Genomic DNA, 14,183 nt, shown 5'->3' with positions numbered 1-14,183 from the left:
GACGGTTCCATGGCACGGAGGAGATCGAGAGCGAGGCTGCCGATGGCGGTCCTGGCCGCGGCGGCGGTGACGTGTACGACGGCGGTCACCGGCGCCCCGGCCACCGCGTCACCCGCCGCCGCGCCGGCGCCTGACAAGCCGACCATCCGGTACACCGAGTACGGCATCCCGCACATCATCGCCTCGGACTGGGAGGGGCTGGGGACGGGTTACGGATACGCGGCGGCCAAGGACAACATCTGCACCCTGGCCGACACCTACCTGATGGTCGACGCCCAGCGGTCCCGCTACCTGGGGCCCGACGGGCGGACCAGTCCCGGCCAGAACCAGAACACCACCACCAACCTCAACAGCGATCTGTACTTCCAGCGGCTCAAGGACAACGCGGTGGTGGAGCGGCTCCTGAACCAGCCCGCGCCCGACGGGCCGGAGCCGGAGGTCAGGGAGGCCATCCGGGGCTACGTCCAGGGGTACAACCGGTACCTGGCGGAGACGGGCGTGGCCAACCTCTCCGACCCGGCCTGCCGCGGTGCGGCCTGGGTGCGGCCGATCACGGAGCTGGACGTCTACCGGCACGCCCACGCCGAGATCATCATGGGCAGCGCCGACCCGCTGCTCGACGGTCAGGTGAACGCCGTACCCCCGGGAGCGTCGGCGAGCGCCACCAGAACCGCGAAGCCCATGGACCCCGCACGGACCGCGAAGCGGATCAGCGACGCCCTGGCGAAGAGCCGCCGGCAGAACATGGGCAGCAACGCGCTGGCGGTCGGTTCGCAGGGCGTCTCCGGCGGCACCGGCATGCTGCTCGCCAACCCGCACTTCCCCTGGCAGGGCAAGAACCGGATGTGGCAGAGCCAGCTGACCATCCCGGGGAAGGTCAACGTCTCCGGGGCCGGCCTGCTCGGACTGCCCGCCGTGAACATCGGGCACAACGACGACGTCGCCTGGAGCCACACCGTCGCCACGGTCGCCCCGTTCGGGCTGTTCGACGTGCAGGTGGACCCGTTCAACCCGACCATGTACCTGGTCGACGGCGCCTGGGAGCAGATGACCTCGCAGCGGGTCGAGGTCGACGTCCGGAACGCCGACGGCTCCCTCGGCAAGGTCACCAGGACCCTGTGGTCCACCCGCTACGGACCGGTCACCACCTCGATCGTGGGCATCCCGCTGCCCTGGGCGGTCAGCGCGCACGTGGTGCGCGACCCGAACATGAACAACCTGCGGGCGCTGAACACCTGGTTCGGCCTCGACCGGGCCAAGGACGTCCACGAGGTGGTGAACGTCCTGGAGACCACGCAGGGCGTCCCCTTCTTCAACACGATCGCCTCCGACCGCGAGGGCAACGCCCTGTACGCGGACATCCAGGCCGTCCCGAACGTCACCGACGAGCACGCCCGGGCCTGCCTCACCGAGACCGGGAAGCTCCTGTTCGACCAGGCGCTCCCGCAGCCGAACGTGCCGCCCGTCTCCATCCTCGACGGCAAGCGCAGCGCCTGCGACTGGCCCGACGACCCGAACGCGGCCGCGCCGGGTCTGCTCGACCCGCACAAGCAGCCCCGGCTGATCCGCTCGGACTTCGTGGGCAACGCCAACGACAGCCCCTGGCTGGCCAACCCCGAGCAACCACTGACCTTCCCCCGGGTGATGGGCGACACGGCGGCGCCCCGGTCGCTGCGCACCCAGGAGCTGATCCTGACCGCGCGGAACCGGATCAACGGCACGGACGGCCTGCCGGGCCGGGGCTTCACCCCGGAGACGATGGGGCGGCTGCTGTTCGCCGACAACAGCAGGGCGGCCGACCTCACCCTCAACGCCACCGTGTCCATGTGCCAGAGCGTCGCCTTCGGACTGATCCTGGTGGACGGCAACCTGGTCAACGTCAGCGAGGCCTGTCCGATCCTCGCCGCCTGGAAGAGCCACGACTTCACGGCGGACAGCCGGGGATCCTGGCTCTTCGCGAACTACTGGGCCTACCTGACAGGGGGGCAGAAGCTCGAGAAGCTGCCGTGGAAGGTGCCCTTCGACCCCAAGGACCCGGTCCACACGCCCAATTCGCTGGACTCCGGGAGCTCCGCCGTACGCGATGCCTTCGGCCGTGCCGTACTCGCCCTGCGCAAGGCGGGCATCCCGCTGAACGCGCCGCTGTCCGACATCCAGAGGATCACCCGCGGCGGTGAGCAGATACCGATCCACGGCTCGCTCGGTGAACTGGGCGTGCTGAACGTGATCACCCCCGGCCAGGTCGACGGAAAGCCGGACGTCGTCTTCGGCTCCAGCTTCATCCAGCAGGTGCGGTTCACCGCCGACGAACCGCCGGAGTCGTACTCCGTCATGACCTACTCCCAGTCGGCCGACCCGAGCTCGCCGCACTACGCCGACCAGACGCGGTTGTTCTCGGCGGGCGGGTGGGTGACCGAGCGGTTCACCGACGAACAGATCGCGGCCTCTCCGGCCTTGCGGATCAAGGTCCTCGACTGACACGAAGGGAAACACTGTGAAGAGAACACCGAACTGGTGGAGAACGGTGGTCGCGTGGCTGGTCGCCGCCGTCGCCGTCCTCGCGCCGGCGGGCTCCGCGCAGGCCGCCGAGGCCACGGAGCCGCCGAAGCTGACGGACGGGTTCGGCCTGACGCAGGTCGGCCCGGCGGTGGGGACGGCCACCGACTTCTACCTCACGGTCACCACGCCCCAGGTCGCGGGCGAGCAGCACATCAAGATCATCCTGCCGAGCGGGTACTACGACGACCCGAACCGGCGCTACCCGGTGCTGTACTTCCTGCACGGCTCCCCCGACGACCCGATCCGGCAGACCTATCCGGCGCTGTCCATGTCGAACGAGATGATCACCGTCATCCCGGACGGCGGCGCCCGCAGCTGGTACGCGAACTGGCTCAACCAGAACACCGTGCTCGGCGCCCAGAACTGGGAGAACTTCCACCTCAAGCAGGTGATCCCGTTCATCGACGCCAACCTGCGGACGATCGCCGTCAAGAAGTCCCGCGCCGTCGCCGGCATCTCCATGGGCGGGTTCGGGGCCTTCCACTACGCCCAGGCCCGTCCCGACCTGTTCAGCCAGACCGCGTCCCTGTCGGGAGACATCGACCTGTCTGCCAACTCCATGGACCTGCGTCTCGCCGTCGTCGCCTCCGTCACCGACGCGATGGGTGCGATGTGCGCCTCGTCGTCCGGGTACTGCGACCCGAACGAGTCCGCCTACAAGCCCGGCGTGGACAGTGACGCCCTGTTCGGCTCGCCCTACCCGGTCTTCAACGTCGACTGGCGGTGGAACGAGGTCGACCCCTCGCAGCACCTGGACAGGCTCGCCGGGATCGGCGTGTCCCTCTACACGGGCGACGGGGGCGGCTCGCCGACGAACATGGAGTTCTGGGTCGCGGGCGCGTCCAAGAACGTCAAGGCCCGCATGGACGCCCGGGGCATGCCGTATTACTACGTCGACTACGGCGACGGTTCGGGCTGGGGCACCCAGTGCGACGGCGGCCACAGCCCCGGCTGCTGGGAGCAGGACCTCCGGGACCTGATCCCCCGCCTGGAGAGGGCCTTCGCCTCCTGACCGATCGACCATGACAGCGGCCGGGCCTCCGCCCTCGGGAGGCCCGGCCGCCGACGCGTTCCCGCGGGGAGCCGGTCGGTGGTGGTGCCCGGCCGTCGGGCCCTTGCCCGCCGGGGCGCGACCTGCTCAGTACACTCGCGCCGCAGACCGAGGCGAAGGGGCCCATCCGTGCAGAACGCGACTCAACCACCTCCCGCGGCACCTTCCTTACTGAGTTGCGACACTCCCGAGGAAGAGAGTGCCTACGCGCAGGCCGTCGCCGCGGGCCTCGGCTCCGCACAGGTGCGTCGGCGGTTCCACGCCCGGCCCGGTGTGACGGAAGCCGCCGTACGGGCGGCGATGAGGTCGCCGGAGACGGTGAGCCGGGCGCTCGGGCACGTGGAGAGCACCCTGAACTCGTACCGCCGGGCCGTGCGGGAGGCGGCTCGTACCCGACAGGCCTTGTCACAGCTGCGATCCGAGCTGTCCGCGGACGTGCGAACCGTGCTCGTCCTGCTCTGGGTGCCCGCCGTCGTGTACGCGTTCTTCTACGTCGACGGCATCGGCGGTCTGTCCGTCCTCGCGGAACTCGGTCTGTTCGCCTGCCTGCTGGTGGCCGGGGTCGTGCCGGTCGTCCTCGGGCTGCTCCACCCGCCCACCGCCGAGAACCTGCGGACCCATCTCGCCCTGGTCTTCCACCTCGGGAGCCTGCCGCTCGACCTCGCGGCGGTCCGGAGGACGGCGCGTCACTGGCGGCAGGACCTGCGCGAGAACGGCGTTCCTCGCGCCGCCCTGGCGGTGATCGAGGAGCTCATGGGAGTCGACCCCCATTCGGTACTGCTGCCGGGAAGCTTCGACGGCCTCCGCTCCGCGGGCGGGACCGGGAAGCCCGTGCCCAGCGAGGCGTCACGGCAACTCGAACGGAAGCTCGCGGCCCTCCAGGGCGGGACGATCGCCGTGTCCGGCCCCCGGGGGGTGGGCAAGACCACCCTGCTGCAAGGCGCGGTGCGCGCGAACGACTTCGCCATCACCATCCGGGTGCCCGCCGCCTACACGCCCTACGACCTGGTGCTGTCGACCTTCGTCAGGCTGTGCGAGGGCTTCCTCCTCCGCGAGACGGGTGAGGTGCCCCAGCTGACGAGGCTGTCCGGACTCGTGCGGACCCGGGACGCGGCACGCCGGACGCTCCGCGGTCTTCGGCGGACGCTGTTCTTCGGCGTTCCCGCCGGCGCGCTGGTCCTCCTCGGCTCAGCCGCCGCCGTGAAGGCGCTCTGGGACCGGCACGACCACGTCGTGCGGAGCGGGCTCGCCACGGCCGGCGACTGGACGCTGCAGCATGCCGAGGCGGTCTGGCGAGGACGCAGCGTCGGCGCCGGGCTGGTGGTGACCCTGGCCGGCCTGCTGATCTGGCGACTGGGAAGGTCCGCGCGGTGGCGGCGTCGAGTGCGGCGAGCTCCCGTCCTCCTCCTCCGCGTCACGGGGTGGGCCCTTGCCGTGGGTTCCGTGGTGAGCCTCGCCGCGGATCCGGACGTGAGGCGCCTCTTCGGGGAGGTCCTCACCCTGTCGGGGGCCGGGTTCGGGAACCTCTTCCTGGTGCTGCTCTGTCTCGGCCTGAGCGCCTTCGCGCTCGGCCGCGCGTACGTGGCCCTCGGGGTCGTCCACGTCGGCGGCTGGAAGTGGGTCGGTGGCGCCTTCGGGGTGGCGGCCTGCGTCCTCTTCCTGCGCAGCGCGGACGTACGGGCGATCCTGTTCGAGTCCGAGAATCCCACCAGGCTGGCCTGCTTCATCGCGGGATCGCTCCTCATGAAGGCCGGACGCTGGAGAATCCGACAGCCGGAAAGCGAGCTGGTGACCTCGTGCCGCAACCACCTGTACCAGCTCAGAACCGCTCAGTCGACGTCCACCACCGCCACGCTCGGCTTCGCCGGCACGGCCGCCGTCGGGAGCGCGCACACGTCGGCCCTGGCGAGCGTCCCACCGAACTTCCCGCAGCTCGTCGAAGACCTGCGGGAGAGGCTCTCCGAAATAGCCCGTCACGTACATCGCCGGCACGGACGCACGCTCGTCTGCATCGACGAGCTCGACCGCCTTGCGACGGATCAGCAGGCGCTTCTCTTCCTCAGCGAGGTCAAGGCGATCCTGGGGGTCCCCCGCGTGCACTACCTGATCTCCGTCGCCGAGGACGTGGGGGCCGCCTTCGTCCGACGGGGCCTGCCCGAGCGCGACGCGACCGACAGTTCGCTCGACGACATCCTGCACGTGCAGGCCTGGAGCCTCGCACAGTCCACCACCCTCATGGACGAGCGTGCCAGTGACCTGCCCGCGCCCTATGTCGTGCTCGCGCACGCTCTAGCCGGCGGCGTTCCACGCGACCTGATCCGGTACGGGCGCCGCATGCTCGAGATGCACGAGGAGATCTCGTCCACGCGAGAGGCGAGGGCGGTCGAGCTCACGGAGATCTCGCGACGCCTCATCGTCGAAGAGCTCAACGACACGCTGGCCGGCTTCCGCACCCTGCTGGCCAAACAGCGGTGGGACCACGAGAACGCGGGCTGGCTGTCCACCTATCGCACGGTGATGGACCACCTGCGGTACGCCGACCCGGCGTCGACCCACGAGCTGCTCGTCGCCCTCGAGTACCTCGCGTCGTCCGGATCGACCTCGCCGACCGCGTCTCCGGCAACGCCTCCGGAGACCGCCGCCCAGCTGATCGCCGAAGCCTCTGCCTACACCTACTTCGGGCTCACCTTGCTGCAGATCTTCCACCCGGACGATTTCGAAGGCCGCCGCCTCCGGGCGAGCACGACCCCCGCGGGCGACCTTCAGTTCCTGGCCGAGGCCAGACTCGAACTGTCTGTGTCCCCGTTCAGCGCACGGCCCATGATCGACGCCGCCCGGGCGGCCTGGAGCCTGTCGCCTCCTCGCGGCAGCCGCCCGCCCCTGGGCATCCCCTCCGCACGTCCCCGCCCCTCCTGACCGGGTGGGGCCGCGTCGCGTCGCCCCTTTCGGCCGAAGGGGCAGAAGACCCGTCGCGACACCGAAGTGCGGCGTCGTTCCGAGGCGGACAGGCTCGCAGGCTGCATGGTGGACGGATGATCGGGACCCTGATCGCGCTGCTCGGACTGGTCGTGTCGGTGGCGACCGCCGTCGTCGGCTACCGGCATGGCCATCGCGCCGAGAGAGCTCAGCAGATCCACGACGAGCGTGAGGAACAATCTCGCAGACAGCGCGAGGAAGAAGCGGAACGAGCGGCACGGATCCGACAGGCGAGCTGGATCTCCGTGCACCCGGAGGCCGGCGGGCGCGGCGTCGTGGTGTACAACGGCAGCAGCCAGCCGGTGAGTGGCCTCCGGGCCCTGGCCGACGGCGACGTCCTTCGGCCCGCCAGGGTCCGGCTGCTGACGCCGGGCGAGTACGCGACGTTCGTCCCCTCCGCGGACGCGACGGGCCGCGACCTCGATCCTTCGGGCGTGGCCGTGGAGTTCACCGACGTCGCGGGGCGCACCTGGCGGCGCACCGCGGAGGGGACGCTGTACGAGCGGGTGTCGCCGGAGGGCGCGCCGCCACGGTGGGGTCCTCCCATGGCTCCGCTCGTCGAGCCGTACCGGAGCCCCCACACGGAATCGAGGCGCGAGGACACCGGTGCCGGTCACGGGATTCCGGAGACGGAAAGGCCGACGGGGCCGCCCTCGGGGCCCCTCGGCGGTTCCACTCCCCCTGCGCCACCGCCGCCGGCGCGCCAGGCCGGTGGTGGCGCCCAGGCCGGTGGTGGCGGCCGGGGGCGAGGCGGCTCGTGGAGCCCGCTGTTCGTCCTCGGCTGCCTCGGCGCTGTCGCCGCCCTCGCGTATCTCGTCGCCAGGCTGGTGTAGGAGTGCGCGTCCGAGGCCTGGGACCGGTCATGACCGGCCCCCAGGGCCTGACCCGAAAGCCCTAGTCGACCGCGGGCCCGGAATCGTTCAGCCAGCCCCATTCCGCCCAGGTCGCGAAGCCGGTCTGCCAGCGGTGGTAGACGCCGGCGTGGCTGGTGCCGAACACCTCGATGCGCCCGTCGGCGTTGTTGGCCGCGCCGATCTCGGTGCCACCGCCGCCGAAGGTCTCCCACGCGGAGTACGCGGCGCTCGGGCCGGTCTGCCAGGAGTGGCTCGCCGCGGCGGAGTTGATCGCGAACACCTCGACCCGGCCGTCGACCGAGCGCGAGGTGGTCAGCTCGGCGTTCGAGATCCCGCCGGTGCCCGTCCACGCCGACCAGGAGGTCGGGCCCGTCTGCCAGCGGTGGAAGACGCCAGCGGCGTTGGAGGCGAACACCTCGATGCGTCCGTCCTGGTTGTGGCTGACGGCGACGTCGTGACCGCCGCCGCCGAACTCCTCCCAGGCGGACCAGCCGCCGTTGACCGCGCTCTGGTACAGGTGCCCGAAGGTGGCGTCCGACAGCGCGAACACCTCGAGTCGCCCGTCCGGCGCGTTCTCGACGGCGAGCCGCGCGTCGGCCGGGCCGCCGCCGGTGCCCTCCCAGTTCGCCCAGCCGCCGCTGGGCGCCGTCTGCCAGCGGTGGAACACGCCGTCGGCGTTGGAGGCGAACACCTCGATGCGTCCGTCGGCGTTGCTGCCCGCGGCCAGCCGGTACCCGCCGGTGCCGAAGTTCGCCCAGGTCGACCACCCCGCGCTCGGGCCGGTCTGCCACATGTGGTCGAACGTGCTGCCCGAGAGCGCGAACAGTTCGAGACGGCCGTCCGCGTTGGACGCCACCGCCAGCTGCGCGTTGCGCGGCCCGCCCTCGAACCGCCACTGCGACCAGCCGCCGTTCACCGCGGTCTGCCAGGCGTGCCAGACACCGTCGGCGCCGGCGGCGAAGGCTTCGAGGCGACCGTCGGCGGACCGCCCGGACACCACCCGGCCGGAGCCGTACGGGTGCTTGGGGCCGGCGCTCATACCGGACCACAGCGCGTCGGCGATGAGCACCGCGTCGCCCGCCTCGACTCCGTACAGATGGCGCAGATCCTCGCGCGGTCGCTGAACGTGCCAGCAGACCTCGCCGATCGCCTCGTCGTTCCACGAGCCGCCCGGATACTGCCGCTCCATCTCGTCGAGGAAGGCGTTGGTGGCGTAGACGGGGTCGAGGCGCTCCTCCCGGGTGCCCCACCAGTCCTGCTGCTGGAAGAGCCCGAGGCTGGTGTAGTCGACGGCCTGGGCGTAGTTGTTCATGCTGCTCTCGACGATGATCGTGGCGATGGCGATCGCCGCGGCCTTCGGGTTGAGCCCGCGGTCCTTCACCGCCTGCGTCACCATCCGCGCGCAGGACATCTTGTAGGCGTCCAGATAGCCGGCCATCTTCGCGTTCAGCTGCGGGTCGAGCTGGTCGGCCATGACGCCGTCGGTGGCCGACGGGCCGGCCGGGTCGCAGGGCACCGTCGGAATGGCGAACCCCTCCGGGCCGCTGAAGTACCGGGAGACGCCGTGCCGGTCCTTGCCGGGACCCGGCTCCGGCACGGGCCGGGCGGTGGCGACCGGGGCGGTCAGCCCGACGGCCAGCGCTCCTGCACCGGCGACGACGACCAGTCGGGTGAGCGCTCGGCGTAACAAGCCTCTTGTCATCGTGGACCTTTCTGTCATGAGGGGAAGGAAAGGGTGGGCTGCGTTCCGGCCGTTCTGTCATGAGGGCAGGAAGGAATGGGCTGCGCTCCGGCCGTGAGGGCGAGGCCTGCTTCGTCCCCGCGCAGGATCAGTCGGCGGGTGCGCCGCAGCATCGGGCTCGGCGGGACGCCGAGGTCCTCGGACAGGCGGCGGCGGACGCGGTCGTACACGTCCAGCGCGTCGGCCTGCCGGCCGCTCCGGTACAGCGCGCGCATCAGCGTCGCGGCCACCGGTTCGTTCAGGGGGTGCGCCGCGGACAGGGCGAACAGCTCCGCCGTCGCCTCGGAGTGGCGGCCGAGCCACAGCTGCCAGGTCGCCTTCCGCTGGACGAGGGCGATCCTGCGCTCGGTGAGCCGCAGGCGCTCCAGTTCGGCGAGCGGTCCGGGCAGTCCGCCCAACGGCTCCCCGTGGAACAGGTCGAGCGCCCGGGAGCACAGCCGGACCGCCTCGGCCGGTTCGCCCGCGCGGTCCGCCGCCCTGACGGCGGTGACCAGTTCCTCCAGGCGTGCCACGTCCACGTCGACCGCGCCGGGGACCAGCCGGTAGCCGCGCGGGTCGCGTTCGATGACCGGGGCGGTGTCGTCCCCGGCGCTCAGGGCCTTGCGCAGCCGGTAGACGTACACCGGGACGACGTTGGCGACCGGGGTGTCCGTCCCCCACACGGCGTCGAGCAGTTCCCGTCGGCTGACGGTCCGGCCCGCGCGCAGCGCCAGCGCGGCGAGTACGGACTGCTGGCGGAGGTGCCCGAGGTCCACGGGCCGTCCGTCCTGTCGTGCCGTCAGGGGGCCGAGCAGACAGAGCCGCACGGCCGGTCCGGCCGCGCGGGCGGCGGTGGCCCGCGCCGCCGGGTCCGTCGCCCGTGTGCGGGGGCCTCGGCCGGGGACGACGAGGCCGGAGTCGAAGGCGTGGACGATGGCGGCGGCCCGGTCCCGGAGCCCGAGCTTCACGAGGATCCGTGCGAGGTGGGAGGCCACGGCCTCCTCGGGGATGGCGAGGTCGGCGGCGATCTCGCCGTCCCGCAGACCGCAGCCGACTGCGGCGAGCACCCGGCGCTCCTGGTCCCGGAGCACGGTGGCGCCGGTCCGGCCGGTGGTGTCCGGTCGGCCGGTGGTGACGGTCGTCGGCATCGGTGCTCCCCCGGGCTCCGGACTGGTCGGTCTGGCGGACGCCGTCGCCAAGGTAGTGGCGGGGGCGTCGGGGAAGGCATCCGGAACGATCCGGAGTGACACCGCCGTCGAGCACGGCTCGACGCGATGCGGTCAGGGCGTGCCGGGCGTCCCCGTGGGGGCCGCCGGGGCGGGGCAGGCGACCGTGCCCGGCCGTACGGAGAGCGAGAGCTTCGGGGTCGTGAGGAGGCCCGGGATCTGGAAGTCCTGGGCGGTGCCGGTGATGCGGTCGAACTTGGCGTAGCGGGCCTGGATGCCGAAGCGGTGCTGCGGGCTGTCCAGGGGGTTGGTGACGTACGCGCCGGAGGCGTCCTTGACGGTCTTCACGTCGGCGCCGTTGACGTTGAGGTCGACGATGCCGTCCATGTCGAGGACTCCGGTGGCGCTGCGCAGGTCGAGGACGGTGTTCTTCGTCCTGATCTCCCAGGAGCCCGGGTCGTCGTCGCCGAGGGTGAGCAGCAGGGTGTACGTGGCTCCCGCGATCTGCTGGCGCCGGCTCAGGCAGAGGCCGTTGATGACGCCGTCCGCGAAGCCCATGCGGAGCACGCGCTCGGTTCCGGTGGAGCCGTCGGGCCGTACGACGGTCTGGTCGACGACGGCGGCGCCGTACTGCGTCCCGTACAGGCTGCTGGTGGTGAAGTCGACGGGCCGGTCCTGGACGCGGAGGCCGACGGCCAGCGCTCCGGTCGCCATGGCGGAGCCGAGGCCGCCGGCGGCGAGGAGCGCGGGCAGGGCGACGGCGAGGGACCGGCGCCAGTGGGTGCGTCCTTCCTCGCGGGTCCTCATGGCGTGGTCACCGTGATGGTTCCGGGGAGGTGGACGGGGTTGTCGGTGGAGTCGAGGGCCGCGTGGTCGTCGACCGTACGGATCGCGTAGATGTCGCCGGTGAAGTCCTCGGCTCCGGCGGTGAGCGGGATGAGGGAGCCGAAGAAGTCGAGCAGCCCCTGCACTCCGCAGATCTTGACGAGGACGCGGACGCAGACGTTGGTGATGTTCCCCCACATCGTCGTCGTCTCGGCCTTGCCCGCGCTGTCGTAGCCGCCGAGCGAGCCCTCCCCGGGGACGTCGATGGTGACGGTGTGCCCGGAGGCGCGCTGGACCACGTTCATGTGCGAGCGGATCTTGAGCTTGGTGAAGGTGTAGCGGGTGGTGGTGCGCGTCGAGCCGTCGGAGAGCCGGATGGTGACGTCCTTGTCGACCGTCATCGAGACGGCGACCATGCTGCCGATGGTGACGTGCAGCGGGTCCGGCGAGGGCAGGAAGGGCACGCCGAGCGGCTCGACCGCGGCGCTCTCGCCCGAGGCGCTGCTCGGCTGCCCGGACCAGACGGCGGTGACGACCGCGAGGACCAGGGCCGCCGCCACGGCGAGGGCCCGCCGGGCGGCCGTGTGCCGGTGGTCGGCGAGCGCCCGCCGGGCGGCCGACGGTCGGTGCCTGACGGGCGCCGTCCGGGCCCTCATCCTTCCACCGCCCGGCGGCGGGGGCGCTTGGCTCCCCAGCCGACCATCATGGAGCCACCGAGCACGCCGAGGATCATGCCGAGCAGGAAGCCTCCCAGGTTGGAGACGACGAGCGAGACGACGGCGAGGACCGCGCCGATGAGCCCGAAGGTGTACCGCTGGGCGGGCAGCGCGAGGGGGATGAGCCCGCACAGGATCATCCCGCCGCCGACGAGGTAGCCGGCCACTCCCCCGAAGCCGGTGCTGACGATCAACTGCAGGGAGCTGAGGGAGAACTTGAGGACGGTCCAGCCGCCGGCGACCAGCCACATCCCGCCCCAGAACGGCCGGGTCCGGCGGAACGCGCGGAACCAGACGTACGCAGTCCGAGGGGGTGTCTTGCCGGTCAGCATGCGGTCGCCGTTCCCGCGACGACCCTGATCCTCAGATCGGGCAGGACGAGCGCCCCGGCCATCTCGGCGTCGTACGCGGTGGCGTTCAGTCCGTGCAGCGCGATGGAGCTGCCCCCCTCGCCGCCGGCCGAGCCGAGTCCGAAGCCGCCGGGCAGGGCGCCGGTGAGCGGTTTGCCGGCGACGGTGACCTGGTCGGCGGACTGGCCGAGGACCGCGTTCTGGAGGGTGGTGGGTCCGTACGCCTGGAGTTCGGTGGCCTGGATGTAGAGGTTCGAGGCGTCGATGTCGGTGGTGAAGGTGGCGGGCGGGGTCGCCGTCACCTTCTGGCCGCCCGTCAGGAGCAGGGAGTACGGGACTCCGGCGATCGTCTGGTGGACGATGCCGCACAGTCCGGCGAGCCCGGCGCTGGCGAAGCCGACGCGCGCCATCGCGGTGTTGGTGGTCGTGGTGCCGTCGGGGCGTCCGACGGCGGGGGTGTTGACGATGGCGCCGAAGCCGCTGCCCTCGACCCCGTTGGACGTCAGGGTGAAGGGCTGTCCGGTGACGCTGAAGTTGGCGGCGAGCGCGCCCTGCGCGAGGGCGGTGCCGAGGACGCCGATGGCGAGGGCCGAGGGGACGAACGCGAAGGCGCCGCGCCCCCAGCGGGTGCCGCGGCGGGTGCCGTCGGCGGCCTGGGCGAGCATCCGGGCGTTCCAGTCGGCGGCGGCACCGCGGGCCCCGGAGAGGAGGTGGCTCATGCGGATCCGCTCCCCAGGGACACGGGCCTTTCGGCGGAGGGGGTGGTACGGCGCGGACGGCGCCGCTTGGCGGGCTTCTCGGGCAGCCAGGCGAAGGCCATGGAGCCGCCGAGGACCGAGAGGACCATGCCGACGAAGAGGCCGCCGAGGTTGGACAGGGGGAAGGAGGCGACTCCCGCGATCACCGCGATGACGCCCGCGGTGTGGCGCTGTCCGGGGAGCAGCAGGATGAGCAGGGCCATCGCCATCAGGAGGACGCCGCCGGCCATGCCCGCGATGCCGCCGACGCCGACCTGGAGGATCTTGCCGAGCGGCGCCATCGGCAGGAAGAAGATGACGAAGCCGCCGAGTCCGGTCCAGAGGGCCGCCCAGAACGGCCGGGCACGGCGCCAGCGGCGGAAGGCGGTACGCGCGCGACGCGGACCGCCCGGGGTGGACGCTTCGGTCGGCTCGGGTGGCGGATCGGTGGTCATGGGGGCCTCGCAGTGGTGGGTCGGGGTGGGAGGGCCGGGGCCCCGCGCCGTACGGAGGACGCGGAGCCCCGAGGTGTCGTGTGCGGTCAGGCTCCGCAGGTCCTGTCGCCGTGGGCGATCCCGATGGCGAGGTCCGGCAGGGTGATCGCGCCGGCGATGGTGGCGCCGTTGGCGTCGGCGTTGAGGTTCTTGATGTCGGTCCGGCCGCCGGTGGCGTCGAGGCCGAACTGACCCGGGGTGCCGTCGTTGATGCCGGTGCCCTTGATCCCGGCGCCGTCGGCGGCCGCGCCGATGACGTTCGGGGTGGTGTCGCTCGCGTTGAGCGTGGCCGTGGCCGCCTTGAGCGCCTGCGCGTCGAGCACGAGCTTGTTGGCCTGGAGCCCGGCGCCGGCGACGAGTTGGTCGCTGGTGAGCGGGGTCGCGGCGGCGGGCGAGGAGATGTTGAGCGACCAGGTGCCGAGGCTGCCGATCACCGGGAGGTCGACCGACTGGACGGCGTGGACGCAGATGCCGTCCAGGCCCGCCTTGGCGATGCCGACCTCGGCGGCGCCCTTGGCCCCGCCGGCGTCGATGGTGTGCATGACCGCGCCGATGCCCTGGGGCGCGGCGACCGTCTTGGAGCTGAGGGTGAAGGGGACGCTGGTGAGCGAGAGGTTCGCGGCGAGCGCGCCCTGCACCATGGCCGTCGCCATGGCGGCGACGGCGGCCGTCGCGGGCACGGCGAGGAACGCCGATCTGCGCCAGCGGGTGACGCCTCTGGTCTCGTGCTGCATG

Annotated in this window: 12 protein-coding genes; 4 read left to right on the top strand and 8 right to left on the bottom strand. The window is 72.0% G+C overall.

The window, feature by feature from the left end; all coding sequences use genetic code 11:
* The first annotated feature begins 9 nt into the window (after window positions 1-9).
* The 4 genes from BLW86_RS31785 to BLW86_RS31770 all read left to right on the top strand — a co-directional run bounded on the left by BLW86_RS31785 (window position 10) and on the right by BLW86_RS31770 (window position 7,419).
* Window positions 10-2,478: a penicillin acylase family protein gene (locus BLW86_RS31785; protein ID WP_093877211.1), complete on the top strand. Its 2,469-nt coding sequence runs from the start codon at window positions 10-12 to the stop codon at window positions 2,476-2,478.
* Window positions 2,479-2,494: 16 nt separating this feature from the next.
* Window positions 2,495-3,571 carry an alpha/beta hydrolase gene (locus BLW86_RS31780; protein ID WP_093877210.1) on the top strand — a complete coding sequence of 359 codons (1,077 nt, stop codon included), beginning with the start codon at window positions 2,495-2,497 and terminating at the stop codon, window positions 3,569-3,571.
* Window positions 3,572-4,012: 441 nt separating this feature from the next.
* A complete protein-coding gene (locus tag BLW86_RS31775) occupies window positions 4,013-6,526 on the top strand; it encodes a P-loop NTPase fold protein (protein WP_177181805.1) in 2,514 nt (837 codons plus the stop codon).
* Window positions 6,527-6,642: 116 nt separating this feature from the next.
* Window positions 6,643-7,419, top strand: a complete 777-nt coding sequence (locus tag BLW86_RS31770) for a hypothetical protein (RefSeq protein ID WP_093877208.1) — start codon at window positions 6,643-6,645, stop codon at window positions 7,417-7,419.
* Between the two features lie 61 nt (window positions 7,420-7,480).
* Here the strand turns inward: BLW86_RS31770 and BLW86_RS31765 are convergent, their stop codons facing one another.
* From BLW86_RS31765 to BLW86_RS31730, 8 genes are all read right to left on the bottom strand, one after another.
* Window positions 7,481-9,142: a PLL family lectin gene (locus tag BLW86_RS31765; RefSeq protein WP_093877207.1), complete on the bottom strand. Its 1,662-nt coding sequence runs from the start codon at window positions 9,140-9,142 to the stop codon at window positions 7,481-7,483.
* 14 nt (window positions 9,143-9,156) lie between these two features.
* On the bottom strand, window positions 9,157-10,308 hold the full coding sequence (locus BLW86_RS31760) for an AfsR/SARP family transcriptional regulator (protein WP_093877206.1): 1,152 nt from the start codon (window positions 10,306-10,308) through the stop codon (window positions 9,157-9,159).
* Between the two features lie 132 nt (window positions 10,309-10,440).
* Entirely contained in the window at window positions 10,441-11,133 is a 693-nt protein-coding gene (locus tag BLW86_RS31755; protein WP_093877205.1) for a DUF6230 family protein, read from the bottom strand.
* Entirely contained in the window at window positions 11,130-11,807 is a 678-nt protein-coding gene (locus BLW86_RS31750; RefSeq protein ID WP_256341483.1) for a hypothetical protein, read from the bottom strand. Before BLW86_RS31750 ends, BLW86_RS31755 begins: the two co-directional genes overlap by 4 nt.
* The gene (locus tag BLW86_RS31745; RefSeq protein WP_093877204.1) at window positions 11,804-12,199 is read right to left on the bottom strand and encodes a DUF6114 domain-containing protein; all 396 of its coding nucleotides are present in this window, start codon (window positions 12,197-12,199) and stop codon (window positions 11,804-11,806) included. Before BLW86_RS31745 ends, BLW86_RS31750 begins: the two co-directional genes overlap by 4 nt.
* Window positions 12,193-12,936, bottom strand: coding sequence for a DUF6230 family protein (locus BLW86_RS31740; RefSeq protein WP_093877203.1), 744 nt, complete (start codon window positions 12,934-12,936; stop codon window positions 12,193-12,195). The genes BLW86_RS31745 and BLW86_RS31740 overlap by 7 nt, the downstream gene beginning before the upstream one ends.
* The gene (locus BLW86_RS31735) at window positions 12,933-13,409 is read right to left on the bottom strand and encodes a DUF6114 domain-containing protein (protein WP_093877202.1); all 477 of its coding nucleotides are present in this window, start codon (window positions 13,407-13,409) and stop codon (window positions 12,933-12,935) included. Before BLW86_RS31735 ends, BLW86_RS31740 begins: the two co-directional genes overlap by 4 nt.
* Before the next feature lie 86 nt (window positions 13,410-13,495).
* The gene (locus BLW86_RS31730) at window positions 13,496-14,182 is read right to left on the bottom strand and encodes a DUF6230 family protein (RefSeq protein ID WP_093877201.1); all 687 of its coding nucleotides are present in this window, start codon (window positions 14,180-14,182) and stop codon (window positions 13,496-13,498) included.
* Window position 14,183: the final 1 nt, after the last annotated feature.

Source organism: Streptomyces sp. TLI_105, from assembly GCF_900105415.1.
GTDB lineage: Bacteria > Actinomycetota > Actinomycetes > Streptomycetales > Streptomycetaceae > Streptomyces.
Note: the sequence above shows the minus strand (reverse complement) of the source record. Positions and strands in the feature narration are given on the sequence as shown.